17 protein-coding genes are annotated in these 26,025 nt (G+C 54.8%); 10 read left to right on the top strand and 7 right to left on the bottom strand.

Going from position 1 to position 26,025, the window contains the following annotated elements; all coding sequences use genetic code 11:
- Window positions 1–224: 224 nt before the first annotated feature.
- On the bottom strand, window positions 225–734 hold the full coding sequence (locus C8R31_RS15950; RefSeq protein ID WP_181320363.1) for a hypothetical protein: 510 nt from the start codon (window positions 732–734) through the stop codon (window positions 225–227).
- Here C8R31_RS15950 and C8R31_RS02970 point away from each other — a divergent pair.
- Together C8R31_RS02970 and C8R31_RS02965 are read left to right on the top strand one after the other, a co-directional pair.
- Window positions 733–1,515 (top strand): alpha/beta fold hydrolase, encoded by a 783-nt coding sequence (locus tag C8R31_RS02970; protein ID WP_308811259.1) that lies wholly within the window; start codon window positions 733–735, stop codon window positions 1,513–1,515. The two genes, C8R31_RS15950 and C8R31_RS02970, sit on opposite strands and share 2 nt — an antisense overlap.
- A gap of 79 nt (window positions 1,516–1,594) precedes the next feature.
- Window positions 1,595–2,692, top strand: coding sequence for an aminopeptidase (locus tag C8R31_RS02965; RefSeq protein WP_258192506.1), 1,098 nt, complete (start codon window positions 1,595–1,597; stop codon window positions 2,690–2,692).
- 122 nt (window positions 2,693–2,814) lie between these two features.
- On the opposite strand, the gene C8R31_RS02960 is transcribed toward C8R31_RS02965, so the two are convergent.
- Entirely contained in the window at window positions 2,815–4,797 is a 1,983-nt protein-coding gene (locus C8R31_RS02960) for an integrase (RefSeq protein ID WP_107692554.1), read from the bottom strand.
- Between the two features lie 747 nt (window positions 4,798–5,544).
- Between C8R31_RS02960 and ygiD the strand changes: the two genes are divergently transcribed.
- Entirely contained in the window at window positions 5,545–6,312 is a 768-nt protein-coding gene (gene ygiD / locus C8R31_RS02950; RefSeq protein ID WP_107692816.1) for a 4,5-DOPA dioxygenase extradiol, read from the top strand.
- Window positions 6,313–6,359: 47 nt separating this feature from the next.
- Here the strand turns inward: ygiD and C8R31_RS02945 are convergent, their stop codons facing one another.
- Together C8R31_RS02945 and C8R31_RS02940 are read right to left on the bottom strand one after the other, a co-directional pair.
- A complete protein-coding gene (locus tag C8R31_RS02945) occupies window positions 6,360–7,406 on the bottom strand; it encodes an NAD(P)/FAD-dependent oxidoreductase (protein ID WP_258192533.1) in 1,047 nt (348 codons plus the stop codon).
- A gap of 543 nt (window positions 7,407–7,949) precedes the next feature.
- A complete protein-coding gene (locus C8R31_RS02940) occupies window positions 7,950–8,858 on the bottom strand; it encodes a calcium-binding protein (protein WP_146164535.1) in 909 nt (302 codons plus the stop codon).
- A 545-nt stretch (window positions 8,859–9,403) separates the two neighbouring features.
- Between C8R31_RS02940 and C8R31_RS02935 the strand changes: the two genes are divergently transcribed.
- The 4 genes from C8R31_RS02935 to C8R31_RS02920 all read left to right on the top strand — a co-directional run bounded on the left by C8R31_RS02935 (window position 9,404) and on the right by C8R31_RS02920 (window position 16,599).
- Window positions 9,404–11,674: a CHASE2 domain-containing protein gene (locus tag C8R31_RS02935; protein WP_107692550.1), complete on the top strand. Its 2,271-nt coding sequence runs from the start codon at window positions 9,404–9,406 to the stop codon at window positions 11,672–11,674.
- Between the two features lie 122 nt (window positions 11,675–11,796).
- Window positions 11,797–15,222: a FecR domain-containing protein gene (locus C8R31_RS02930; RefSeq protein WP_107692549.1), complete on the top strand. Its 3,426-nt coding sequence runs from the start codon at window positions 11,797–11,799 to the stop codon at window positions 15,220–15,222.
- 9 nt (window positions 15,223–15,231) lie between these two features.
- Window positions 15,232–15,660, top strand: a complete 429-nt coding sequence (locus C8R31_RS02925; protein WP_107692548.1) for a hypothetical protein — start codon at window positions 15,232–15,234, stop codon at window positions 15,658–15,660.
- A gap of 213 nt (window positions 15,661–15,873) precedes the next feature.
- Entirely contained in the window at window positions 15,874–16,599 is a 726-nt protein-coding gene (locus tag C8R31_RS02920) for a Crp/Fnr family transcriptional regulator (protein WP_107692547.1), read from the top strand.
- Between the two features lie 94 nt (window positions 16,600–16,693).
- Here the strand turns inward: C8R31_RS02920 and C8R31_RS16145 are convergent, their stop codons facing one another.
- Both C8R31_RS16145 and C8R31_RS16140 read right to left on the bottom strand, forming a co-directional pair.
- Window positions 16,694–18,121: an HAD-IC family P-type ATPase gene (locus tag C8R31_RS16145; RefSeq protein WP_219907429.1), complete on the bottom strand. Its 1,428-nt coding sequence runs from the start codon at window positions 18,119–18,121 to the stop codon at window positions 16,694–16,696.
- Window positions 18,072–19,238, bottom strand: a complete 1,167-nt coding sequence (locus C8R31_RS16140; RefSeq protein ID WP_219907428.1) for an HAD-IC family P-type ATPase — start codon at window positions 19,236–19,238, stop codon at window positions 18,072–18,074. The genes C8R31_RS16145 and C8R31_RS16140 overlap by 50 nt, the downstream gene beginning before the upstream one ends.
- A gap of 304 nt (window positions 19,239–19,542) precedes the next feature.
- On the opposite strand from C8R31_RS16140, the gene C8R31_RS02910 reads away from it, so the two are divergent.
- Both C8R31_RS02910 and C8R31_RS02905 read left to right on the top strand, forming a co-directional pair.
- Window positions 19,543–20,541, top strand: a complete 999-nt coding sequence (locus C8R31_RS02910; protein ID WP_107692546.1) for a phosphotransferase — start codon at window positions 19,543–19,545, stop codon at window positions 20,539–20,541.
- A gap of 4 nt (window positions 20,542–20,545) precedes the next feature.
- Window positions 20,546–21,280, top strand: coding sequence for an HAD family hydrolase (locus C8R31_RS02905; protein WP_107692545.1), 735 nt, complete (start codon window positions 20,546–20,548; stop codon window positions 21,278–21,280).
- A gap of 146 nt (window positions 21,281–21,426) precedes the next feature.
- Here C8R31_RS02905 and C8R31_RS02900 read toward each other — a convergent pair whose 3' ends face one another.
- Window positions 21,427–22,308, bottom strand: a complete 882-nt coding sequence (locus C8R31_RS02900) for a hypothetical protein (protein WP_107692544.1) — start codon at window positions 22,306–22,308, stop codon at window positions 21,427–21,429.
- Window positions 22,309–22,644: 336 nt separating this feature from the next.
- Here C8R31_RS02900 and C8R31_RS02895 point away from each other — a divergent pair, with 336 nt between their 5' ends.
- Window positions 22,645–25,959, top strand: coding sequence for an EAL domain-containing protein (locus tag C8R31_RS02895; RefSeq protein WP_258192505.1), 3,315 nt, complete (start codon window positions 22,645–22,647; stop codon window positions 25,957–25,959).
- The last annotated feature ends 66 nt before the right edge of the window (window positions 25,960–26,025 follow it).

Below are 26,025 nucleotides of genomic sequence, written 5' to 3'. Positions count from 1 at the left end.
GACTGAATCTGTCAAATTTACACTTGACCACCGCTGAGCAGGGCTGCGCGGTTAGCGGCAGCGCACTGTGTGGATACTCAGAATCGGCGGCTACAGTTGTAGCTGGTTTTCTACGATGGCGATGCCGGGATTGTAAAGCCGAAAACGCTCAATTTTATCACAGCTGACAGAGCGTTGCTTTGAGGGCGGCCTGTTTAACTATGCAGCATTTTATGAGGAAATTATCAATGAGCCATTGTACCTCTCAGCAGCACGAAAATCATGATCATCCGCATGGGCCGCAGTGCGGCCACACCGGGATCATGCACGATGACCATATCGATTATCTGCACGACGGCCATTTGCATCATCCGCACGAAGGCCATATCGACGAACATGTGATTGGCATAACCTCGTCCAATCCGCAAAACTGCACGCCTGAGCATGAATGCGCCGGACACGCGTCGGAGCATGTGCATGGGCCTGGCTGTGGGCATGAGGCAGTACCGCATGGCGACCATATTGATTATCTGGTCGATGGACATCTCCATTATCCTCACGATGGTCATTGCGATGACCATGGCGCGGTGACGAAAGCCTGAGGCTGGTGACTGTGGCAGGCCTGCCCGACCCTGTATCAGGATCCGGGGCATTCCTGTCACAATATTCCTCGGCGGGTGAGGCGCCAAGAGCAGCCCGCCGCAATCCGTTGGTTGATTTCGCGCCCAACTGCCACGGACGTCGGTTGTGAGCATGATCGCGTTTCTGTATTTCTCTAAGGGTCCCGGTATTCCAATGCCGCCAGATCACCAAGGCCGGCAAGACCACCAAAGCTTCAGCCGACCGCAGGACGCCACCTGCCCTGCACCTGGGGCAGACACCATAGTGCTCGTTCATGGACTGTGGATGGGTAGCTGGGTTATGAGCGCAATGGGAATGCGGCTGCGGCGGTGCGGCTTCCACACTGCCTTCTTTTCGTATCCTTCCATGTCCAGCTCGCTGTCCCGGAACGCCTTGATTCTTTCGCGTTTTGTCGCCGGTCTTGCTGCCTCTCGGATACATTTTGTTGGCCACAGCCTTGGCGGTCTGCTGATACTGCAAATGCTCGCCGAATTTCCCGAGCCACGAGTGGGCCGCGTGATACTGGCGGGCAGCCCCTATGGTGCGTGTTCGGTGGGAACCAAACTTTCTCGCCGGGGACCCGGACGACACATCCTCGGACGCAGCATGTTACAGTGGCTGAATCAGGCTGGGGCAATGCACACAACCCCCGATCATCCGTATGAACTTGGCGTAATCGCCGGTTGCAGGAGCCTGGGGGCGGGCAGGCTGATAGCCCGCCTGCCGGAGCCTAATGATGGCGTGGTTACAGTTGAGGAAACGCGAATTCGGAATGCACGCGACGAGATTGTGCTGAACGTAAGCCACTCGCAGATGCTTGTGTCCGCTGAGGTGGCTCGACAAGTGTGCTCGTTTTTACGGCAGGGTCATTTTTTGCATGACAAGGAACAAGAACAGCGGGGGCTACATCTTTAGCTCCCGGTTCTCCCAAACCTAACCTGGGCGAACCTGAGCTAAACTGAATTGAAACATGACCAGCGCTCCGGCGAATTTAATGACCATCATGAAGCGGACAGTTTCATCAAAATCGAGGCTGATCGCTCTTGGCCTTACCGTCTGGCTTGGTGGTTGCGCCAATCTCGGCTATTACGCTCAAGCGGTGGATGGCCATTCGAATATCCGGAACAAGATCCGACCTATTCACGCGGTTATTGCCGACCCCGATGCCGAGCCAGCGCTAAAACGCTCTCTCGCCACGATCGTCCAACTGCGGGAATTTGCCATACGAAATCTTAAGCTTCCGGATAACCAGAGCTTTACCACGTACGCCGATCTCGGGCGGCGCTATGCAATCTGGAATGTTTCCGCAACCCCTGAGCTATCTCTGCACCCAGAAAAATGGTGTTTTGTAGCCGTTGGATGTGTCAGTTACCGCGGCTTTTTCTCGGAAACTGAAGCAAATCGCTTTGCCGACGACCTCAGGAAGAAAGGCTATGATGTATCGGTAGGGGGTGTCCGCACCTACTCCACTCTGGGATGGTTCAGGGACCCCATACTCAATACTTTCCTTGGCTATTCCGATACGGAGCTCGCTCAGCTGATATTTCACGAACTGGCCCACCAGGTGGTCTACGTACGCGACGATAGCACCTTCAACGAATCGTTTGCTACCGCTGTCGAATTGGAAGGCATAGCGCACTGGCTGAAGGAGCATGGCACGGAGAAGCAGCGCGTGCTATTTAATGTCGGACAGGAAAGGAAAGCCGCTTCTGCGGCCCTCATGGTGGAATACCGCAAACGATTGGAGGATTTATATGCCTCTGACGAGAGTGACGATGAAAAACGCGCCGGGAAAGCGCGCCTCTTTGCCGAACTGCGGGAACAAATGTCCAGTCTGGTAACGGACAAGACCAAGGCCGCAGCCTATGACCGCTGGCTGGCGCAACACCTCAACAATGCGCACCTTGCGTCAGTCTCGACTTATACGCAACTGGTGCCCGCATTTCGCGCGCTTCTTGCACAGCATGAGGGAAATATGGATCGGTTTTATGAGGCCGTGCGAGCACTCGGCCGCCTGCCTGCAGCAGAACGGGCTGCACTCCTGCATGGCATGGACACTGGAGGCCAGTCCGCCAGCAACACAATCCCCTGAACACAACCGTGCACAAGCTTGCGGATCTCGTTCGGCCCGCCGTCGGGCCTACTGTCGGCGTGCGCGCTGGCCCGGTCGCGCGGTTTTCGCTCCCAACAGCCGGTCAGCGCGCCCTACGATGTTCAAGCAATATTGATCAGGGCGGGATGAAGCAGTTCAATTTCGGAGAGATGGCGCCCTTGTTGCGGGGGTGAATACGCGCTGTAGCTTGAAATAACCGCAGCTTCCAGATGCCCCGTGATCTGCTCCAGTTCTGACAGCCGTAATCCCTGTCGAACCAGGTATGCTATGTAGCTATGCCGGATTGCTTCCGCGGTTATTTCCTGAGGCTCGGGCAGGCCTGAGTCCACCGCCGCGCAAACAAGGGCGGCTGAGAGATCGACCCTGGTTTCCAGATCGCCCGGGTTCCATACGGCATATCCCTTCGATTGCATGAGCAAGGATTTTAGCACTCCGCACAGCGGGATGGATCGAGGGGACTTGCCGCCAACATGGATCATATTAGCTTCCAGATCAATCTGATGCTTCGTCAGCCATACGACTTCGTCGAGACTCAATCCGCTCAGCAATAAGGCGATCAACTGCTTCCCCTTGAGATTCGAAGCGTTGAGCAACGTCCTTAATTGATGACTGGACAGTTCCCGTCGCTGTGGCGGACTTGCGAGGGATTGCGGCGTCTTCTTATCTAATGATGGTGGCGCGGCCTGTTGCTCGATCACTCCACCTGCCGCGCCTAGCGTACCCGGGGGCGGTTGATAGCTCTGCACGCCGAAAACCGCAATCGGCATTTGCGGTTCCTTTTTGTGCGTCAGATACTCAACAACCCACACGGTAAGCAGGCCGAATAGCAAGGAACCGGCAATCGCTATCAGCGCATCCCGCGTATAGTCGGGTCGCACCGGCTCCCTCGGCTCGTACGCCCTATTGATCACCGTCACCTGCGGATACTTCTCTTTGCGGCTGGTTTTAACTTGTACCAGCCTCTCTTGCGCATCGCGGTATAGCGTTTCCAGACCCTCCAGATCCGTTTTCAACGCTTCATGCTGGGCAAATTTAGACGTGAAGGCGGACGCCAGCTGCTTGTGCTCAGTCAGCTGGGCCCGAATTTCCCGTACAGTTTGTTGCGCCGCGGCATAAGCCATTTCCGCATCGTTCAGCACCAGATTCTGGCCATGCTGGCGCCTGTGTTGAACCTCGGATTCCAGTGCCTTGATTTGCTCGGGGATGGATTTCAGGTCGGGTTGGAGGTCCAGGTAGTCGCGCGTGAATTTCTTATCCAGGTCCGCAAGCTTATCCCGCAAGTCTTGCAATCTCTTTTCAAGATCGGTCAGGCTACCCTTTTCATCCTCGGGAACAACCGCCTTGCCGCGCGAAATTGAAGTCTTCACGGCATTCAAATGTGCTCTTGCCTTGACTTCATCCTCACTGGCTTTGTTAAGGGACTCAGTCAGGCCTTTGAGGCGGGCTAATGCCTCGTTTTCCTCACGGCCGGTGGAAGAAATATCATTGTTTCTCCGAAATTTATCCAGCTCTATTCGGGCCGAGACAACTTTTTCGGATAACCCCTCCAGCTCGTCCTCGACAATACGCTGCGTGTCGCCGGCCAACTTCTTGACATCTGCCGCGCGTGCATCCAGATATACGTCAATCCAGGTATTGATGAGTAGCGGCAAAAACCTCGGGTTGGAGCCCTCCGCGCTGATCTCTACCAGATTTGTTTCGGGAACAGGCTCGACAGTCAATAAGGTCTGGATATCGGATGGCTTCAACTGAAGCAGCAACTTGTCCGCGATCGAGGCTTTAAGCCTTGCAAGCGTTTCCGCCGCGAGCTCATGCCCCAGCAAAATCTGTCGTTGAATAGCGACATGCTGAATATCCGCATCGCTGCTTTCACGGTCGATGGCCGTCATTGCGGAGGTCAATAAAGTCGCGCTGCTACGATAGACGACGGGGCGGCTGTAGCTGTAAGCAAGACTGACGGCGGCGCTGATCAGGAATGCCACTGCGAAAATGCTGAATCTACGCGAACGATACCAGGGATGATCGCTTTCATCTGCAGAGGAACGAAAGGTGCCTCCAAAACGCGAGTCGATTCTATTGTTCATAACCTAAGCCAGATCTCATACGTTGTACCGGTGCAACTCCCGCTTTTCCAATGAGGACTTCAGAGCAATTAGCGCGCCAACTCAGTCTAGTACATTTGCACGCGTAATTCGACCGACGGAAGAAATTTGAATGATGCGGCACTAATCCGTAATTCCGTTTACCTCGTAGCCTGCTGATCTCTTCCATCTATTGAGGGCTCTGATTGAGGACGACGCCATGACGACACGTCATTAATTTAAATCATTCATAAAATTCGAAATGAAACGCCGTTCAATCGTATTTCTGTTCGTTGCCGCACAAACGAAAAACGGGCGAAGGGCAACAATGTCGCCTTAAATAATAAATATATTTTTTATCTTACTGTAAAAGTTTTGTTTTAAGGTAACGGTCAAGCACCTAACTATCTTTTGGGAAAAATCCAAATGAAAAAATACTATGCTCAAAATCCGCCTGGCGCCGCTCTTGCCCCCTTGGATCACAGGTCCGAGGCATTTCGGCAAAAGATGTGCAGACATTTCCAGACGAACCCGCAAGCCCATTGGACAAGTATTGAGAACATGCCGGAATGCAACCGCAGCAAGGGAGTGATATTGTTCAGGGAACCCCTGACAAACGCCTAACGTAGCAAACGTAGCAAATCTTTAATTCTGTCGTCGCGTTCGCGTGACGAGTGGCGCTTCGGCGCCGCCCTTGCGGCGGCAACCCCTCTTATGTCCCCTCTAACGCCGATGGCCGCCCCGGTTCCAATGCCTGCAATTTTCGTGGGGCACGGCAATCCGATGAATGCGCTCTCGCATAATGCATTCACCAACGCCTGGTCTGAAATCCGCACCGCCCTCCCCGCCAAACCCAAAGCTGTGCTCTGCATTTCCGCGCATTGGTACGTGCCTAAAACCGCTGTCACGGCCATGCCAAAACCCAGAACAATCCATGACTTCGGCGGGTTCCCGCCCGAGCTTTTTAAAGTTGAATATCCAGCGCCCGGTTCGCTTGAATTTGCCGCAGAAGTAGCGGATTTACTGTCGCCGGATGCAATCATGGATACCAGTTGGGGGCTCGACCATGGAACATGGTCTGTTCTCATGCACATTTTCCCCGCAGCGGATATTCCGGTCGTTCAGTTAAGCATTGACGAAACCAGAGAGCCTGCCTGGCATTACCATACAGCTCGAAAACTGGCGCCGCTACGGGATCGTGAAGTGCTGATACTGGGCAGTGGCAATATTGTGCACAATCTGCACACCTATGCATGGGGAAAGCATCACGTGGAACCGTACGATTGGGCGCTCAGGTTTGAGAAGACCGTGCGCAAAGCATTAAGCGCCGGTGATGCGGAGTCTCTGGTAGCTTACGAAACGTTGGGACGCGATGCGTTATTGTCGGTACCCACACCGGACCATTACCTGCCTTTTCTTTACGTGCTTGCTCAACGGAGGGAAAATGAACCAATCATGTTCCCAGCGGAAGGATTCGACGGCGGTTCCATCTCCATGCTCGCAGTGAAGATTGGATGAGTTTGAATAATTTTGTCCTGTAGACCCCGCGAATAACGCCATAGCTGTCATTCCCCTGGACTATTTTCCAATCGGCCATAATAGTTGGCTGCCGTGCTGCGGTGTTCCTGGGCATGCCCGCGCATGGCTGCTTCGTATTCCGCAAGCGCATCATTTGATTTTGACCCCGCCAATGGCGTCACTGCTTCGAGCACGGCGCGAGCGCCCAGCCGGGCAGATTCAATCGCCAGCTCAATGCCCATTCCGCTTAGCGGATCAGGCGCGTAAGCGGCATCGCCCACGGATATCCAGTTTTCCCCGGTTGCGCGGTCGAATGGACGGGCATCCGCCATGCGTCCGGAGATGTGCAGATTGCCGATATCGTGCGGCAGCAAAGGGGACAGCAGTCGAGTGCGGCACAACTCCTCGACAAAAAACTCTTTCAGCGATCCTCCCCTCTTTTTAAGTTCAGGGCGCTCGAGGCAAAAACCCGCAAAAGAGCTTCCATTCCGCGCCGGTAACGCGTACCACCAGCCTCTGCTCGTGCTCTCGACATATAGCGCATGCCGCGGCTCATCATCCTGGGACGGCAGCGACGTCATCAAGACGAGTTTTGATGACTCCCAGGCGGCCGGACGGTCGAAAAAGGGCGTAGCGGCACGACCGGTGGCGAGAACGACAAACCTGGCATGCAACCGCGAGCTGTCATCCTCTCCCACGCGCATCGACAGCTCCCAGTTGTCATTGCTCCGCTCGATTCGCACGACCTTCGCGTCCGGTAGTACCTCTGCCCCGGCCGTCCATGCCAAGTCCCGCAACGCTTGATCAAACAGCGAGCGCTCTACGGCGAGTCCCGGCCCCCATGGGTTGAACATTGCGTTCAATACAACCGGTTCCGGCGTGCTCCAGAGAGATATCGTTTCATGAACTTCCACCCCTTGCGCTACCCCCTGAAAAAAATCAGGACAGTGCTGTTCGATCACACGACGGGCTCGACCGGATACTAGTTCAATTCCTCCAGGGGCGTACCCGCCCCAGTGCACAAGACTCACCCGAGCGCCGCTGCGCGCGAGCATGAACGCACACCACGCTCCCGCCGGCCCTCCACCGACGATGGCAATCTCGGTTGTTTTAAGATTCTCTTTACGAATAGCAGTTCTCGATCATGGAAGGATGTATATAGACGTCCCTCTATTAGAGGTCCCTTTGCCTCTGGAATTTATCGACCTGGAGCCAAGGCATCGTTGACCAAAGTCTGGGATACCTCCTGCATCTTGCATATTCGAGCCCACCCGGATAGCAGATATATTATGAGATTTCCCGTGAGCAAGGTGTTGCTAATAGATGTGATTAACAAGAATTTGTTTACTAGGGGGTGGTATTTTCCGGGCTGCGGATAAGGGTTCTAAAGCCGGTGGCGAGAACGTCCAGGAATTTCTATAGAGGTGCCTTACCGAAGGGCAACTTGACCCCACAATCGTTACAATCAAATATCTGGGGCAGCGGAGGATTGACTCTGCAATATCAAAGAAGTGCTGTGGAGTTGAGCACCCTCGTGCGAATATTAAATCTGTCGCATGGATGAATTTTTACCAACATGCCAACGAAACCCGGGGAGCTACCGCAAGGATGAGAACCCTGCCCGCAACGCTTTCCGGTTACAGTACGATGTCCGCAGCGACAGGCGCGGCACCCAAGACCTCAATCGCGAAATCAGCATGCTTGTCACCGTCCGTGTCGCCTCTTAGAAGATTCGATACAGGATCAAAATAGAGTTGGCTAGGCACTCCCGTAAAAGGACCCGTGATCCAGGTGAAGGGATCATTCACGGGATCAGTCGTGTCAGCATCGATCTTGCTGAGATCGATCTTGTCGTTCCCTACGCCGAAATCTCGAATAACATCGCGGTATCCCTCTACCGGAACACTGTCGGCAAGGGAGCTGTACCCAAACACATCGATGCCGATTCCTCCAGTCAGATCATCTTTTGCCATGCCGCCTGCAAGCACATCATCGCCATCCCCACCGTCAAACGTATCGCGGCCTTCACCCCCTAACAACCAATCGTTGCCGACACCGCCATTAAGCTTATCGTCGCCTTTGCCGCCTGACAACCAGTCGACGCCGTTATTGCCCGTAAGCGCATCGTTACCGTCATCTCCTGACAACCAATCGTCCCCGACATTGCCGTCCATAATGTCGTCACCTTCGCCACCGGACAACCGATCATGGCCGGCTCCGCCGTCAAGCTTATCGATACCGTCGTCACCGGACAGCCAGTCCTCGCCGGCATTGCCGTTAAGAGCATCGTCACCTTCACCACCTGATAACGAGTCGTTGCCGTCGCCGCCATTCAGCTCATCTTTGCCCTTACCGCCGGACAACCAATCCTCACCGGAATTGCCGTTAAGGGTATCGTCACCGTCACCGCCATCGATCCAGTCGTTCCCGCCTAATCCACTGATAGTGTCAACGCCCTCGGTAGGAAGAAGGTTTCCCTGGCCCGGTAAGCTGGAAAAATCGGGCGTAATGATATCGTTTAACGATGTTCCATTAATAGTAGCCATGGCAGTTACCTCTATATGCAATCAAAAGATGCTTATGAAGTTTCCTCTACTTGATGTCTCCCTCTTGTAATTCTTCTTGGTTGCTTCGTGTTTTCTTCTTATTTCCCTCTTGTTTCCCTGCTACGCGTATTGCCGCGCAATTACACGATACTTCGCGGCGCGCCGAAAAGATGTGAGAAAAGTCACACGTCTGTGATGTTTTATATTTCTGCTAGAGTTACAGAATGACCCCGTAGGGTCGAGAAGGGAAGTGGGCGAGAGATGTGGGCGCAGGGTTCTGGCATCAGATCGGGCGCTGTTCACATCTGCATGGTTCTTTTTAATTAACTATGTGCGGTTTCCAACATTAAACCAACCCGGATAACGTTATCCTGCGAGATGGGCAAATTTGCGTAAACAATGCAATTCGATTTTTTCGGCCGCTCATCACTGATTATCAGGAGCGTGAATGAGGTGCTAAGCACCCCCGTCATAACAGCCGGCGCTATCCTCACCAAATTATCCTTAAGAAAATCATACAGACCTCCTAACTGCACTCCTTAAACATGACGGACTGGATCAAACGTCTGTTATTCGCATTTCTCGTCGGCACGTTTGGGGTATTGATCAACCTGACGCCGTTGGGGCTGGAGCTGGAGGAAGATCTTGGACTGCCCCGGCTATTTCAGCTGCGTGGCGCAGCCCCGGCGCCGCCCGACGTGATGGTGGTGGCCATAGATAAGGCCTCGGCCGTCCAGTTGAATTTACCGGTCGTGCCCGGGCTGTGGCCCCGCGATGTCCACGCCCATCTTATCGAAAACTTATCGGAAGCGGGTGCAAAAGTAATTGCCTTCGATTTGCGGTTCGACACGCCCGGCAAGGTGCCGGAGTATGACGTGGCGTTGGCGAAGGCGATAAATAACGCGGGCAACGTCGTGATCGTGGAAAGATTGGACCGTGAGGATTCGCCCTTACCGGCCGAGCAGGGGGGCGGGGCTCACTTCGGCTCAATGGTAAAGAGCGCGGCCCTTCTTCCCATCATCGCAGACGCTGCGGCTGCCCAAGCGACGTTTCCCTTGCCACGAACCTCCAGGATAAACGATTACTGGGCGTTCAAGACCGATGCTGGCGAAGCGCCAACGCTACCAGTAGTCGCGCTACAGCTTTTCGCGTTGGATGCGTATGAAGATTTTGCCCGCTTGTTGCGCGACGCCAATCCATCCCTGGCGTTGCGGCTTCCAGATAGAAACAGTATCGCTGTCGAGAATTTGATCTTGACCCTGCGCGGCATTTTCACCGACGAGCCCCAGCTTGCTCAGCAAATGATCACCGCGTTGAACCGCGACGCTCGTCTCGACCAACAATCAAGGCGACTTATCAGATCGATGGTGAGCCTTTATTCCGGCGATGAAGCACGCTACCTGAATTTTTACGGCCCCCCGCGTACAGTACGAACCATACCTTATTACCAGGCACTACGATCTCACCATGGTTCGGGAACGGGCGGACCAACAGAAAATGATTTTAAAGGCAAAGCTGTGTTTGTTGGTTTTTCGGCCGCAACGCAGCCCGAGCAGGACCGAATTAGAGACGACTACCATACCGTGTTCTCGCGGTCTGACGGGCTTTATCTAAGCGGGGTCGAGATCGCCGCGACCGCTTTCGCCAATCTGCTGGAAGATCGCCCCCTGCGGCTCCTCCCTCCCCCCTTGAATCTCGCGATCGTTTTTCTCTGGGGGTTCGCCATAGCGATTGTCGTCGCCGCGCTGCCTCAACCCACCAATATCACGCTCGGTACGGTTTTCGTACTTCTCGGTCTGGGTTTTGTCTCCATCTATGTCTATATCGCGCACCATCAATTCACCAACGCGGGGAACTGGCTGCCCCTGATCGTACCGCTGCTGCAAGTTCCCGTCGCTGTGTTCGGAGCCGTATCGCTAAAGTATTACGACGTCAAACGGGAACGCGAGATCCTCAAGAAAGCATTCGCTAAATTCGTGCCCCAGCGAGTTGTCACCGAAATTTTAAAGAGTACAGGTCCCATCACGACCAACAATCGATTGGTTCATGGCGCGTGCCTAGCGACCGATGCGGACAGGTATACGACGCTTTCAGAGGAGATGAACCCCGCTCAGCTTGGCTTGTTGATGAACGACTACTACGCAACCATGTTTGAACCCGTAAGCCGGCATGAAGGCGCGGTTTCAGACGTCGTAGGAGACGCCATGCTCGCGATATGGACTACCTCTTCAGGGGATGAGTCTTCTTTACGTAAGAAGGCATGCCTAGCCTGCCTCGATATTGCGGATGCGCTGGAACGCTTTAACGCGATTAAAGGCAGGCCCCCGCTTTATACCCGTATTGGGTTGCACTCAGGCGAGATGCTCCTTGGCGCCGTTGGCGCGCTCCACCACTTTGAGTACCGCGCGGTCGGCGACATCGTAAACACCGCGAACCGCATCCAGGGTCTCAACAAATATCTCGGCACACGCCTATTGGTATCGGAACAAGTCATCGAAGGACTGGACGATTTCCTGACACGTTCGGTCGGAAGGTTTCTGCTGGCGGGGAGAACGACTTTCATACGCGTAGCCGAACTCATGGGGCGCAAGCAGGAGGCGAGCAGCGAACAGACGTGGCTCGCCGAAATCTTCACCGATGCCATGCTTGCTTACGAAGCGCAAGAATGGAACAGGGGATGCTACAACTTCGCGGAAATTCTCAAAGCATTTCCTGATGACGGCCCGGCCCGATTTTATCTGAAGCGCTGCCAGCATTATCGGGAAACGCCACCGGTGGGGCCCTGGGATGCGTGCATACGAATGGAAGGAAAGTGAAACTGGGAGAAATGGAATACAAGCTTACGAAGTCGTGCGACCCGATTCAATGAATCCCGCGAAAAAAACCGAGGCAGCGCACTGGAAAAAACTGCGAATGCAAACCGGAATGACTGGTTAAAATGAATAATCCTCAGGAAGGTCTAAGAAGATCAGTCTCCGCCTGCAAACATAGCGCGGTGGTTCTACTGATCCTGGCGGCTGCCCTGTTCAACTCAGTTTTTGATGCATCGGCCGCGGAACTTTGCACCCCTGCAATCGCCCTGGTGGTATCCGTGCAGGGGATCGTAGAAGTGCGCCGCTCCCAAGAAAAAAACTGGCAGCCGACGGTACTGAACCATAGTCTTTGCCCAGGCGATATGATCCGCGTACGGCAGCACAGCCGTGCAGCACTGCGGCTCAGCAATGAAAGCATGCTCCGGCTGGACCAGAAAACCACGCTCGTGCTTGGGGGTGCCGATGGAGAGCGTCAAACGCTGCTGGAAATGCTCACGGGCGCGATGCATGTACTGACCAGGACGCCAAAGCCCTTCAAAATAAACACCCCGTTCTTAAATGCCGGCGTCGAGGGAACCGAATTTTTAATTGAGCTGGACCAGGACCAGGCAAACCTGGTGATGTACGAGGGCAAGCTCTCGGCCAGCAATAGCCACGGAAGCATTATCCTCGCGGACAATGAGGCAGCGGTTGTCCCCAGGGACCAGGCGCCGCGGAGAGAAACAGTCGTGCGTCCGATGGATGCCGTCCAATGGGCGTTATTCTATCCGGCGATTATCAGCTATCAGCTCGACGAGCAGCCAGACGACGAACCCGCAACGCAACACTTGCGTATTGCTATTGACCGGTATGAACACGGCAGAATTACGGAAGCGCTCGCGGCGCTCGATGATGTGCCTGAGGGCGAGCACTCGCCTCGCTTCCTGATCTACCGCGCCGGGCTCCTTCTGTCGGCCGGTCGCAGCGATGAAGCCAGCGCAAATATCGCTCAAGCGCTGCGAATCGAACCCGGCAACAGCGACGCCTACGCCCTGCAAGCCGTGATCGCTACCGTGCAGAACGATAACGAGCGGGCGCTCGCCATGGCCACCCATGCGGTCGAGCTGAATCCAGCCTCCTTTGCCGCCTGGCTGGCATTGTCCTACGCGCAGCAAGCGCGCTTCAGGATCGAGGAAGCGCTGGAAAGCGCAAAAAAGGCGGTCGAGCTTGACCCAGAGAATGCCCTCGGATGGGCGCGGCTGGCTGAGTTGCAGATGGCTGCCGGTTATCCGGAGCGGGCCGTCAAGGCTGCGCAACAGGCTGTGCGACTCAAACCGGATCTCGCCAGAACGCAGACCGTATTGGGCTTTACCCACCTCGTTCAGATCGACATCGGCGCGGCAAACGCCGCTTTCTCCCGCGCGGTCGAGCTCGACCAGACCGATCCCATGCCGAGGCTTGGTGTTGGCCTTGCGAGAATACGCGAAGGTGATCTTGAGGCCGGCCGGATTGAGCTTGAGACCGCCGCCAGTCTCGACCCGGCAAATTCCCTCATCCGCAGTTATCTAGGGAAAGCATATTTTGAAGAGAGGCGCTATTCCCTCGCGGGAACGCAGTTTGATCTGGCAAAAGAACGGGACCCCAATGATCCCACACCCTGGCTCTATGACGGAATCATGAAACAGACCCAGAACCAGCCCGTGGAGGCACTGCGCGATATTCAAAAGTCCATCGAGCTGAACGATAACCGGGCAGTCTACCGTTCGAGGCTCTTGCTTGATCAGGATCAGGCAGCGCGCGGTTCCAGCCTGGCGCGCATCTATGACAATCTGGGTTTCGGGAACCGCGCGATTGTGGAAACAGCGAAATCATTGACTATCGACCCTGCCAATCACTCGGCGCATCGATTTCTCTCGGACACCTACGCAGACACCCCCCGATATGAGGTTGCCCGGGTCAGCGAACTTCTTCAGGCTCAACTCCTGCAACCCGTAAACGTAAATCCGGTTCAACCGCGCCTTGCAGTGGCTGATCTCAATATTATTACCGGAACGGGCCCGGCAAGGGCGGCCTTTAATGAATTTACGCCGTTGCTTGAGCGGAACAAACCCCAGTTCGTCGCTTCCGGCGTGATAGGCAACCAGAGCACCCGCGGGGACGAAGCTGTGCTCTCGGCGCTTTATGGCCGCGCTTCAGTCAGTGTCGGGCAGTTTCACTACAACACCGACGGATTTCGTCAGAACAATGATCAGAAACACAATATTTATAATGCATTCATGCAGTATGCGGTAACTCCGCGTTTTAATGTGCAGGCCGAAGTGCGCACGCGCCAGACTGAACACGGCGATTTGTTACTGAATTTTAACCCTGCTGTTTTTACTCCAGACCGGAGAAAACTGGACGAAGATACGGCAAGGATCGGGGCGCGGTATTCGTTATCACCCAACCAGGATCTCATCCTGTCCGGGATCTATACTGATAGGAAAGAGGCTTTGATAAATGTTCCGGACAACACGTTTCCCGGAACAAATGTTACCGATACAACCACAACTAAAAGCAGAGGCTATCAAGCGGAAGCTCAATATCTTCTCCGCGGCGAACGGTACAACGTAACCACGGGGGGCGGGGCATATCAAATCGATGCGAGTAAAGGAGAAAGGCTGGATTTCGGAGTGCCATGTCCCCAGTTCATGGAGTGCAATTTAGGGCTGCGAAACTTCAGGAGGGAACGCTACAGCGGTTATCTCTATACAAATATAAATTTACCCGGAAATATCACCGGAACAATTGGTGGAAATTACGTCTCCCTGAAGGACGGCACAAATTTCGAAATCGATAAATTTAATCCGAAATTCGGGTTGCAATGGGACATTACGCGCAGGCTTCGCCTGCGGCTTGCATGGTTCGAGACGGTCAAGTCGGCTCTCATTGCGAATCCAACGCTTGAGCCTACACAGGTCGCGGGGTTCAACCAGCTATTTGATGACGTGAACGGAACGACGGCGCGACGCAGGGGAGCAGGCCTTGATGCTGTCGTATCCGAGAATTTGTACGCGGGCGTGGAAATCTCGGACCGCAACCTTGGCGTTCCATTTTTCTCGGATAATCTGACTTACAGCAGAACGGAAAGCCAACAGGAAAAACTCTATCGGGCATACCTTTACTTATTACCTCATCCATATTTCTCGGCCAAAGGCGAGTTTCAATTTGAAAAATTTGCCCGGGACGCCTCCACAACCGGACCGTATGGAATTGAAACGGCAAGCGCGCCGGTCAACGTCAGTTTCTACCATCCTTCGGGCGTATTTGCGAAAATGACGACAACATATGTTCACCAGAAAGTAAAAAGTCGTACGGGCGAAAATTCCGGGGTTGACGACTTCGTTTTGCTGGATGCGGCCGTAGGTTATCGACTGCCTAACCGACGAGGTATTTTAAGCCTGGAAGGCAGAAATCTTCTGGACGAGGATTTCTTCTACAGGAATGTCAATTTCCAGGCATCCGAACCTGTTTACTATCAACGTTTCACCCCGCATCGCACTTTGTTTTTACGTGTTACGTTAAACTTTTAAGGAGAAAAAATGAGCGCAATAACGAAGATATTGGCGGGAGTGGTAACTTTGACTTTAGCGGCACCGGTAGCCGCCGCGACCCCCATCGCTCCAGCCAAGGACGTGCATATAAAAGTCACTGATAATATACGTGAGGCGGTTAGTATCCTGGACGTTCAATTTGCCATCGTAATCGATAAGCACAACCATATACACGTTCTCACGGTCAGCGATATGAAACACCCGGCACACAGTGAGGCGCAAAATCCGCCCGCGGAGGACCCGACGGATGATGATGCCGGCGGAGGAAAGTTTTCCACTCAAATCAGACAGGAAGCGGATGGCTGCTGGTGGCTGACAAGAGGCGAGCGAAATCAGGATGGCGCGCAGATTGAAGCTCACGAAGTATGTATAGGAGGCCGTGGATGTCCCGTTGGGGAGCGAAAGCCGATCGCCTAAGCGCACATACTATCTCTGGCACCATTCTCTGCTTATCCGTGATTACGGTGAAGGTGGCACGACGTTGAACGACGGAAATCCCACGGGTTCTATATAGATTCAATGGGAAGCGCGCTGCGTTGCCCCCGCTCGCCCCTTGCAAACGGAGCGCTCCTGTACGTGCTCACGGAAACCTGCCGAGTTGTCGCACATAGATGAGAGGAGAGACCGGAGATGATTGCGCCAGACATCACAGCTGAACGTGCCAGCGCAATGCTTGCGGTTATCAAGGAATTTCGGCATCTTCACCAAACAGATCTTGCGCTTGTAGCCAAATGCTGCCATTGGCATCATTACTATTCAGGCGAGCATATCGTCGGGTATCGGGAAGATACGAACCACACCTTCTTTATCGTACAAGGCGAGATTCGCATTACCTACTACTCGTCGTCCGGCCATGAAGTTATCTTATGCGACCTGCCGGCCGGCGAAATGTTTGGCGAAGTAACGGCCATTGATGGCCTTGCCCGCTCCGCCCTTGTAATTGCTAAAACAGATTCGATAGCGGCATCCATGTCCGCACCCGATTTCCTGAATCTCCTTCAATCCAACCCACATATATCACTGGCTATCCTCAAGCGTTTAGCCGGACAAGTGCGCCGTTTAACCGAGCGTGTCTTTGATTACAGCACACTTTCTGTCCGCAATCGTATTCATATCCAATTATTGCGACTTGCAAAAAGGCAAACAGCGGCGCCAAACATGGGCGTGATTTCACCAGCACCCACTCATACTGAACTTGCCAATCTTCTCAGCACCCATCGTGAAGCAGTGACTCGGGAATTGAACGCGCTGGCCCGCGCCAAACTGGTCATACGCGAATCCCATGAATTACACATACTGGATATTGCAAAGTTGAAAAGAATGGTTGAAGAAGCCCGGGGGCTCCATCGTCTCTAGCCAGATAATATAACTGTCATAGCCGTGATTCTTCCAGATAACTAAACGAGATTAAAACACCTCACACGCTTTGTGCGACTGGCTCATAGCCCGATCATACGTTGCGAAGCTGGGATTCGGTCCGGTTGACGTGGCCATTGTAAAACTCCCGCTTCAGACTCTCTGCCGAACCAATATATGCCAGCACGATCACGCCCAGGACAACCAGGAAAAGGAATGGCAGGGGTACGAAACCGAACAACTGCGCGAGCGGCGTATATGGAAGCACTATAGCAGCCGTTACCACCACCAGGGTTGCGAGCATGAGCGCTCTGGATGGGGTGCTTTGCCAGAAAGGACGGCGAGTCCGGACTACCAGAACAATCAACGAGGCCGAAACGACAGATTCCACGAACCATCCGCTACGGAACATTTCAGGTGATGCGTTAAGAATAAAAAACAGCGCACCAAAGGTAAGAAAATCAAAAACGGAACTGAGCAAGCCGAACTTGAGCATGAACTGACGAATGAATGTAACGTCCCAACGTTGCGGACGATCGATCCACTCGGCATCCACGCGATCCGTTGCAATAGACATCTCGGGTAGATCAGTCATCAGATTGGTGAGCAAGATCTGCTTCGGCAGCAGAGGCAGGAACGGTAAAAGAAGTGATGCACTCGCCATGCTGAACATATTGCCGAAATTTGCGCTTGTCGCCTTAAACACATACTTCAGCGTATTGGCGAAAGTTGTACGACCTTCCCGGATGCCGGCGGCGAGCACTGCCAGATCTCGCTCGAGCAGTATAATGCTGGCGGTTTCTCTCGCCACGTCTACCGCGCCCTGAACCGACACACCCACATCTGCCGCATGAAGCGCAGGCGCATCGTTGATACCGTCGCCAAGATATCCGACCACATGTCCCGCCTTGCGCAAGGCGCGGATAATGCGCTCTTTCTGATTCGGTTCGATCTCTGCAAAAATATTTACGGTGCTTGCTAGTTGCGGCAATGCTTCATCGCTAACCTGCTGGAGCTCCTGGCCGCTGATCATATGCGTATGGTCCAGGCCGATTTGCAACGCGACCTCCCGGGCGACCAGCCGGTTATCCCCGGTGATCACCTTAAGTGCCACACCCAGACTCCGCAGTTCCTGAATCGCGGCTGCAACGCCTGTCTCTGGTGGATCAGCAAACGCCAGAAATCCAATGAAAGTAAGGGGGTTCTCATCCGCTCGCTCGATGGTCGAGCGACCCGGCATTGTCTTCATGGCAACGCCCAGCGTGTGCAATCCGCGCTGACTGAACATGGCATATTGCTCACGGATCGCGTTTTCGTACCCAGCAATTCCAAAAATGCCGCCATCGCTCAGCTCTACCGTGTCGCATATCTCAAGTACCTGGGCGAAGGCGCCCTTTGTGACCAGCACAGTCTCCCCGCCCACAGACGCAAGCACACTCAGGCACTTCCGCGTAAAGTCGTATGGAATCTCATCAAGGCGGACGACCGCCGCTCGGCTGAGCGGCTGCACTGATCGTGTCATCGATCGGGTTGCGGAAGCCAGTCTGGCAGGTCGCGTTGATCGCCGCGAGTTGCAGCGTGCGCAAGCTCTGCTTGCCGTCGGGGGCGAATGCCCCCTCAAGCCGGACCGCGCCCTCCGTAAGCCTACCGGTTTTATCAGAACACAGCACATCCATGCTGCCAAAATTCTCGATTGATACCAACCGCTTGACGATAACCTTCTTGGCGGCCATGCGGCGAGCGCCGCTCGCCAGGTTGACGCTGATGATAGCCGGCAGTAATTCGGGAGTCAGGCCGACCGCGACCGCCAATGCGAAAAGGAAGGAGTCGAGTACCGGCCTTTCCAAATAAACATTAAATGCAAATATGAGGATAACAAGGGTCAGCGTTACCCTTATCAACAGCATGCCGAACTGGCGCACGCCCTGCTCAAACTCTGTTTCCTCCGGACGCGCGCGCAGATGGGCGAAGATGGCTCCGGACTGCGTCTCGCGTCCGGTCCTGACCACCAGACCCCGGCACGTCCCGCTGACCACATGAGTTCCCTGAAACAAGGCATTGGTTCTTCGCGCCATTGGTGTATCGGCAGACAAATTGCCGAGAATCTTCTCAACCGGAAAGGTTTCGCCGGTTAAAGCCGCCTCGTTCACGAACAGATCGCGCAGCTCCAGCAAGCGGCAGTCGGCGGGAACGCCGGATCCAGCGGAAACTTGCACGAGATCGCCCGGCACTACCTCATATAAAGGCACTTTAATGACGCAGCCATCCCGCACCACCTCGGCTTGGGATTCCACCATTTTCTGCAACCGTTCGATAGCTGTCGCGGCATAAAATTCCTGACAGAAGCCGAGAAGCGCACTGGCGGCGACTATAAACAGAATGATGAGGCCATCGGTTGCATCGTGCAGGGCAAACGACAGGATTGCTGCAGCAATCAAAACCAGGATGATAGGCGAACTTAACTGGCGCGACATCAGGGATACAACCCGCGAAGATTTATCCACCGTCAAAGCATTGGCGCCATACCGCCTTAGCTTTATGGCCGCTTCAGCGGCCGCAAGGCCGTTCAATGACCCGCCGATATCCTTTGCGGTTTCCTCAACACTTTTCGCCCACCATGGAATTGTATTCACGTTCACTGGGTAGCTCCCTTCCAAACGCTGCGTCCTGGTTTCTACCACACCCCCAACTTATAATCCGCATAATCCGCCGCTCGCACTAATCCCGCACAGGCGCATCCGGCTTCGTCAACCTGGCCTGCGTGCAACTGCCCTGCCACCTAAACCAGAGAGCGTCGCTACCTCGCGTCAACTTGGGCGCGTTTCCTTATTCTGTACTATTGTGATTGTGTACAGTAACGATCATTCGCCATTCGCGGAGATCCGTGGCTAAGCCGGAAGACGGACCAATAAAAATTATTACAACACAGCTACTGCAAGGTTCATGAAATACCTCGGCCATCTATCCACGGACGATCCTTTGTATGGGTACCTTCGGGACGATATCGTCCCGAAGCTCGGCGTTAAAACTCGTTCTCCGGAATTCCGGGTATATCAGCTGCCGGCGTCGAATCATGTGTATCTGTATGAAGATCAGCAAAGTCAGACGCGGGTCATCGGGAAATTCTTCGGCGGCCTGCCAGACCTGGACCCCGAGGCTGCTACCCGGCGCATGGAACGGGAATTCAACAATTTGACTTACTTGCGAAGTATTGGATTTACGGGTTACCCTCACTACGTAGCCAGGCCTCTGGGGCGGAACGCCAATCTGAACAAGGTGTTGATGGAGGAATTCTGCTACGGCACGTCGCTTGCCACATTCATTCTCAACGCCATCCGCAACAGCGCACGGGAGGCGCTTTTCGAAAAACTCACCGCGCTCGCCTATTTCCTGGCGAGCCTGCACAATCGAACCGTACATGAGCGCACCGTGGACTTCACCAAGGATTCCGAATATTTCGATCATATCCTTCAAAACCTGATAAATGCAGGACGCCTCGGCCCGGACGAGGTTCGGGAATTCCGGCAGCTCAAGGAGCGTTGGGTTGGTCAAAGCTGCATGTGGGAAGATCGGCAGGTCCTCGTACACAGCGATGTCACGCCGCCCAACATCCTCTTCGGCGACGGCCTTTGGGTCATCGTTATCGATCTGGAACGGATGAAATCTGCGGACCGGGTGTTCGATCTTGGCAGGGTCGTGGGTGAGCTTCAGCACTTCTATATTCAGTACGCGGGTGACAAATGGCTGGCGGAACCCTTCATCGGGCACTTCCTGTGGGAATATGCCTGCCACTTTCCCGACCGCCATGCTGCTTTTGCATCGATCACCCGCCGTGTCCCCTTTTATGCGGGCCTCACCCTCCTCCGTATCGCGCGCAACGGGTGGATTGGCGGTCACTACAGCCGGCGACTACTGGATGAAGCCGGCAAAACATTGAGGTAATCACATGATCATAAAGGGAATTTTATTCGATCTCTACGGAACGCTGATCGACATTGAAACAGACGAATCCATGGATGAAATATACCGCGCCATTGCCCACTACCTGACATATCACGGAGTGTATCTGCACCGCGGCGAGGTTCAGGAGCGCTATTACCACATCATGAAACAGCAGCGGGAAGCGAGTGGCGAGGAATACGCGGAAATCGACGTGGAAGCGATATGGAATGAGTTTCTGATGCAGGAAGGAATCAGGTTCGGCCCCACCCGTGGACAGTTGGCGAAGGTGCTTGCCCAGATTTATCGCGCGATATCGCGAAATCGGCTGCAACTATACCCAGGCGTAAAAGAAGTATTGAATACATTACAGGCCAGTTACCGGCTGGCGTTGGTAACAGATGCCCAATCTTGCTACGCAATCCCCGAACTCCGCGCCGTAGGGCTGGAAGGCTACTTTGACCCTGTCCTCATCTCAAGCCGTCATGGCTTCAGGAAACCCGATTCAAGGCTCTTCAGTAAGGCTATCGATATTATGGGCCTTGAGCCATCCGAGGTTATTTGCGTGGGCAACGATATGTTCCGCGACACTTACGGCGCCGCGCTGCTCGGAATCAAAACCATTTTCGTCGACTCGAATCAAGGCGCGAAATCGTTCGAAAACGTGTCGCCGCATTATCGCGCCCGGCAATTCGAAGATGTCCTCGAGGGAATGGCGGCGCTGGAGCGATCGAGAGCGTAGCGCGAGGGACCCGAGAGATCCCGCGGAGCGGGGATCGGACAGCGGAGGGATGCAAGGCCACGGCATGGATTACGGGCGGAACGCCTGTCTCCCACTACGGGGTCGCATCGTCCGGAAGCACTGCCCAGCCCTTCAATGTCGGTCGTTTAACCCGGATACTTCAATTTCAGCCGGTTAATGAACGGCGCCGACAATGTAAAATCGGTATCGCCGGGAATAAACACATTGCAGCTCTGTTCCGTTCCCGCATGATTTACCTTGAGGGTGGCGGTAATCCCCTTATCCGTTGATCGTTCTACCGGGATCTGCGAGGTTCCGGAAGCCAGTTTATGCCCGGGGGGTAAAATTCTTTTGTCTGGCGCGCCGTCCAATTTCGAGCGTCCTCCTCGGGTGAGATAAGAATACTGCACCTCGGGCTGTGCCTGCAATTCTTTGACGCCCGTCTTTGTCCAGTTGACATTCAGCACAAACTCTTCGCTTTCCGGCGCGCGTGGCGAAGCCCAACAAGTCAATCCCTCGCGCTTCTTCATGCAACTGGACCAGGCCTGCACAGCCCGGGCTGTGGCGCCGCTACCCACCGCTGCCCCGGTGGTGACCGTCTGTATTAAAAACTCGGCGGCCTGAGACGATTCCGCTTCTGAATTCTTTGAACAATACCCGGCCTTCCACTGCCTGAACCGATCTTCACTGAGGGAAGTGCTCGATGACCCCACCCCGGCGCTCAGGCCTTCGTTGACCCCGTCGTCATCCAGCGTAAAAAGCCCATACGTCAGTCCCAGCCTCCCATCATCCCCGGATTGCCGCGCTTGTTTTATCGCGGCTTGGGCCTGTTCATAGTTGAGCGAGCAAAGTTCCGCATAAAGCGAGCGGTCTCTAACCTTTGCCTCGCTCTTGGAATACTCGTCGTAGAAACCTGCCGTGAGAATATTGTGACAGGCATCCAGAGCGGCTGCTTCCACCGGTAAAAGGGACGTAATAAGCAGAAGGGGGGAAAGGCGCGCAGTCATACTGGCACTACGGTTTTTCATGGGATACCTCCGAAAAATGTCATAAACCGATGAATAAGAGACGCTTGCCCGGCAGGCTGGTTCAGAGTCGCAATAGTATAAGACCACGGCAGGCATAACGTGACCCTGATTGCACAGGCACGGTGTGCAGGGGTGAATAAACGCATGCATTTTTGAATTAATGCAGTGTCTAAGCATGAAGTGTTAACAATCATACAGACGGGCCCACGCTTCGGATGCTCAACTATTAGCCTGGAGCCCTTCTATTTCCTTCTATTTGTGTTCAACAATCAAGTGTTGTTCAGAGTTGCCCGTTAAAGAGGGCTCTTCCATTCCGCAGATAATAATGATTTTACCTTGCTCGACCGTCATATGCTGAGGCGCCCGGTCTGGCTCCTCGTTCTCCTCTACGCCAGCTTTTCAACGCTATGGATGGCGATTGCGGGCTATCTGATCTCGCTTACGCTGGACGATCCGACATTGCGGAGCCAGGCCTATTTTATGAAGGAACTGGTCCTTGTTATCGCAAGCAGCGGTCTGTTTTATGCCCTGCTGAAGTTCGCCCGCGATACGGTCGTTCCCCCTTCCATACCGGCCCCCGATTCCGTCCGCTTCCAGCTGAACCGGTTAATGCTGATGTTTGTATCCCTCGCGATGGTCGCCCCCCTGGTCAGCGTCGGCATTGTCAAGGTATATGGGCCGGAGATGGAACGAAGAATGTATGATGACCTTCATACCATCGCCGATCTCAAGGCGGAGCAGATCGAAATCTGGCTGGACGAACGAGGTGGCGATGCGGAGGTGCTGGGTGCCAGTCAGGCCTTCATCGAACGCGTGGCAAGCATGCAAGAGACAGGCGCGGACCGGAATCGGCAACTGATCCGCAACCGGCTGGAGGCTATCATGAAAGCCTATAGCTACGAGTCTATACTGCTCCTCGACACAGCGGGCCACACGCTGCTGACGCTGGGCGAACAACCCGACACGCCGGAGGTCAGCAAGACGCTGCTGTCTGCAGCGTTGCGCAGCCGACGAACACAGAGCAGCGATCTGTATCTGGATAAAAACGGCCGGGCCTGGCTGGATTACGTGTTGCCGCTGGTCTCTGACCCGCCGAACGGACAAACGGTCGCGCTCGTGGTGCTGCGCGCAAATCTCGGTAAATTTCTGCTCCCCCTGGTCGAGAAATGGCCTGGCAGCAGCGAAAGCGCAGAAATCCTGCTTATACGCCAGGAAAACAACACTGTTCATTACCTCAACGGCGGGCGCCACCTCAAGCATCCTTCTCCGCCAGCAGAAATCGATCTCTCCGCCCGCAACGACTTGACCAGAGCTATCGGCGCCCGTGAGCCGCCCCACGGTGAGATGCATGGAGTGGATTATCGTGGCGAGCAGGTGCTGGCCGCTTATCGGCCAATATCCGGCTCCGATTGGCATCTCATCGCCAAAATCGACCAGCGTGAGGTACTCACGCAATTGTGGACCCTGGTGTTCTGGGTCAGCATCGTCGTCTTGCTCGCGATTACGGCGGTCAGCGTAGTATTGCTGCGCCTCTGGCGCCAGCAGCGGCGCGCTCACCAGCTGGCTCTGGCGATTCGCACCGCGGAGCAGGACCGTCTTCTCAAATACTTTTACGAGCTGCCATTCATTGGCATGGCGATCACCGCTCCCGACAACAAGCGCTGGCTGCGGTTCAATAACCAACTATGCGAGATCCTGGGTTATTCACGCTATGAACTTGCGGAAAAGGATTGGCTGGAAATGACTCACCGCGAAGACATTGAAAAAGATCTTGCCGAGTTCGAGCGAGTGATGCGTGGCGAATCCGACGGGTATGCGATGAACAAGCGTTTCATCCGCAAGGACGGCACTATTGTTATGGCTAATCTCGACGTGAAATGCGTGCGGCGGGACGACGGCAGCGCCCATTACTTTGTCGCCATGATTCGGGACATTACCGAACAGGAAAACCAGAAAGCGGAAATCCTGGCAGCCCGGAGCCAGCTGCAGGCCACGCTCGACGCCATACCCGACTTGCTGTTCGAACTTGATCTGGAGGGCCGCTGTCATGCGTACCATTCCGCGCGCACCGGCTTCCCCGCCTTGCGCGCTGAGGAGCTGCTTGGACAAAAAATCTCCGAAGTCCTTTCCCCGAGCGCAAGCGAGGTAATCGTATCCGCATTGCATGAGGCTAATGAGCAGGGCCTCTCGTCCGGGAAGGAACTGGAGCTGCAATTCGTACAAGGCACCTTCTGGTACGAGCTTTCGGTTTCACGCAAGCATGTCCATCCCGGAATGGCGCCCCGGTTCATTGTCCTTGCACGTGATGTTACCGAGCGCAAGGCGGCGGAGCGGCGTATCCTGAACCTTGCCCACTACGACGCCCTTACAGGGCTTCCAAATCGCGCGCTGCTCTCAGACCGCATGAAAGTGGCGATAAAACGCGCGGCGCGCGTGCTGGGCCGCCTCGCCGTACTGTTCGTGGACCTGGACCGGTTCAAGCCGATCAATGATTCGCTAGGTCATGAGATTGGCGACCGCCTGCTTCAGGTGGTAGCCGAACGCATGCAGGCGGCGATTCGCAGCGTCGATACTGTGAGCCGCGTAGGCGGCGACGAGTTTGTCGTTCTTCTGAGCGACATCGAGTCAGCGGAAGATGCGGCGCGCGTCGCGGAAAAGCTTATTTTCACGCTATCGCAGCCGTACCATATCGAGGGGCATGAGTTGTCGCTGACCGCAAGTGTCGGCATTTGCATCTATCCCGACAATGGCACCGAGCCGAGCACTCTGATTCGAAACGCAGACGCCTCCATGTACACGGCCAAGCAATCGGGCCGCAACCGGTACCAGTTCTACTCCGAGGACATGACAGCACGGGCGCTTGAACGGCTCAGCCTGGAGCGCGATCTCCGCGGAGCGGTCGAACGCGGTGAGATGTTCCCGGTGTATCAGCCGCAAATTGAGCTTGAGACTGGACACGTCATTGGCGCAGAAGTCCTTCTCCGGTGGCGGCACGCGACGCAAGGGCTGATTCCCCCTCAGCGTTTCATACCCGTGGCGGAAGACAGTGGAATGATACTGGGAATTGGCGAATGGGCGTTGTATCAAGCCTGCCAGCAGGCCCGGCTCTGGCGCGACCGTGGCCTGTTCGAAGTGAGTATCTCGGTCAACGTTTCGGCAGTCCAGTTCCGCCAGACAGACTTTATCGATGTCGTCAAGCGCGCCCTCAAGAAATCGGGGCTGCCGCCCGAACGACTGGAACTGGAACTCACCGAAAGCGTGGTAATGCAAGGGGTGGAGCCTGCTTTGGAAAAATTGCGGCAGCTGGCTGGACTGGGGGTAAAAGTGGCGATCGACGATTTTGGAACCGGCTACTCAAGCCTCTCATCTCTCCGGCAGTTCACGGTTGACCGGTTGAAGATTGACCAATCCTTTGTACATGGCCTGCCGGGAAATACCGACGCTGAAGCCATCGCCACAGCCATCGTAGCGATGGGGAACAGCCTGGGCTTCCGGATTATTGCCGAGGGAGTGGAGACTAAAGCGCAGGCGGAGTTTCTGCAAGGCGTCCTATGCAAGGAAGGCCAGGGTTATCTCTATGCCTGGCCGATGACCGCAAGCGAGTTTGAACAGTGGGTGGCAACATGGACGCCGCGTCCTGCAACTCAGTAAGCGGATTTTACGTGCTGCTTTCGCGCGCACGAACTCCGTTCTACCTGCCCTGCCCGACCACCATCA

This window comes from Nitrosospira sp. Nsp2 (assembly GCF_003050965.1).
Taxonomy (GTDB): Bacteria; Pseudomonadota; Gammaproteobacteria; order Burkholderiales; family Nitrosomonadaceae; genus Nitrosospira.
This window is presented reverse-complemented; position numbering and strand designations above follow the sequence as displayed.

Coding starts and splice junctions, on each gene's coding strand:
- C8R31_RS02970 (WP_308811259.1), top strand. CDS start 733: ATGATCGCGTTTCTGTATTTCTCTAAGGGTCCCGGTATTCCAATGCCG.
- C8R31_RS15950 (WP_181320363.1), bottom strand. CDS start 734: ATGCTCACAACCGACGTCCGTGGCAGTTGGGCGCGAAATCAACCAACG.
- C8R31_RS02965 (WP_258192506.1), top strand. CDS start 1,595: ATGACCATCATGAAGCGGACAGTTTCATCAAAATCGAGGCTGATCGCT.
- C8R31_RS02960 (WP_107692554.1), bottom strand. CDS start 4,797: ATGAACAATAGAATCGACTCGCGTTTTGGAGGCACCTTTCGTTCCTCT.
- ygiD (WP_107692816.1), top strand. CDS start 5,545: ATGCCTGCAATTTTCGTGGGGCACGGCAATCCGATGAATGCGCTCTCG.
- C8R31_RS02940 (WP_146164535.1), bottom strand. CDS start 8,858: ATGGCTACTATTAATGGAACATCGTTAAACGATATCATTACGCCCGAT.
- C8R31_RS02935 (WP_107692550.1), top strand. CDS start 9,404: ATGACGGACTGGATCAAACGTCTGTTATTCGCATTTCTCGTCGGCACG.
- C8R31_RS02930 (WP_107692549.1), top strand. CDS start 11,797: ATGAATAATCCTCAGGAAGGTCTAAGAAGATCAGTCTCCGCCTGCAAA.
- C8R31_RS02925 (WP_107692548.1), top strand. CDS start 15,232: ATGAGCGCAATAACGAAGATATTGGCGGGAGTGGTAACTTTGACTTTA.
- C8R31_RS02920 (WP_107692547.1), top strand. CDS start 15,874: ATGATTGCGCCAGACATCACAGCTGAACGTGCCAGCGCAATGCTTGCG.
- C8R31_RS16145 (WP_219907429.1), bottom strand. CDS start 18,121: ATGACACGATCAGTGCAGCCGCTCAGCCGAGCGGCGGTCGTCCGCCTT.
- C8R31_RS02910 (WP_107692546.1), top strand. CDS start 19,543: ATGAAATACCTCGGCCATCTATCCACGGACGATCCTTTGTATGGGTAC.
- C8R31_RS02905 (WP_107692545.1), top strand. CDS start 20,546: ATGATCATAAAGGGAATTTTATTCGATCTCTACGGAACGCTGATCGAC.
- C8R31_RS02900 (WP_107692544.1), bottom strand. CDS start 22,308: ATGAAAAACCGTAGTGCCAGTATGACTGCGCGCCTTTCCCCCCTTCTG.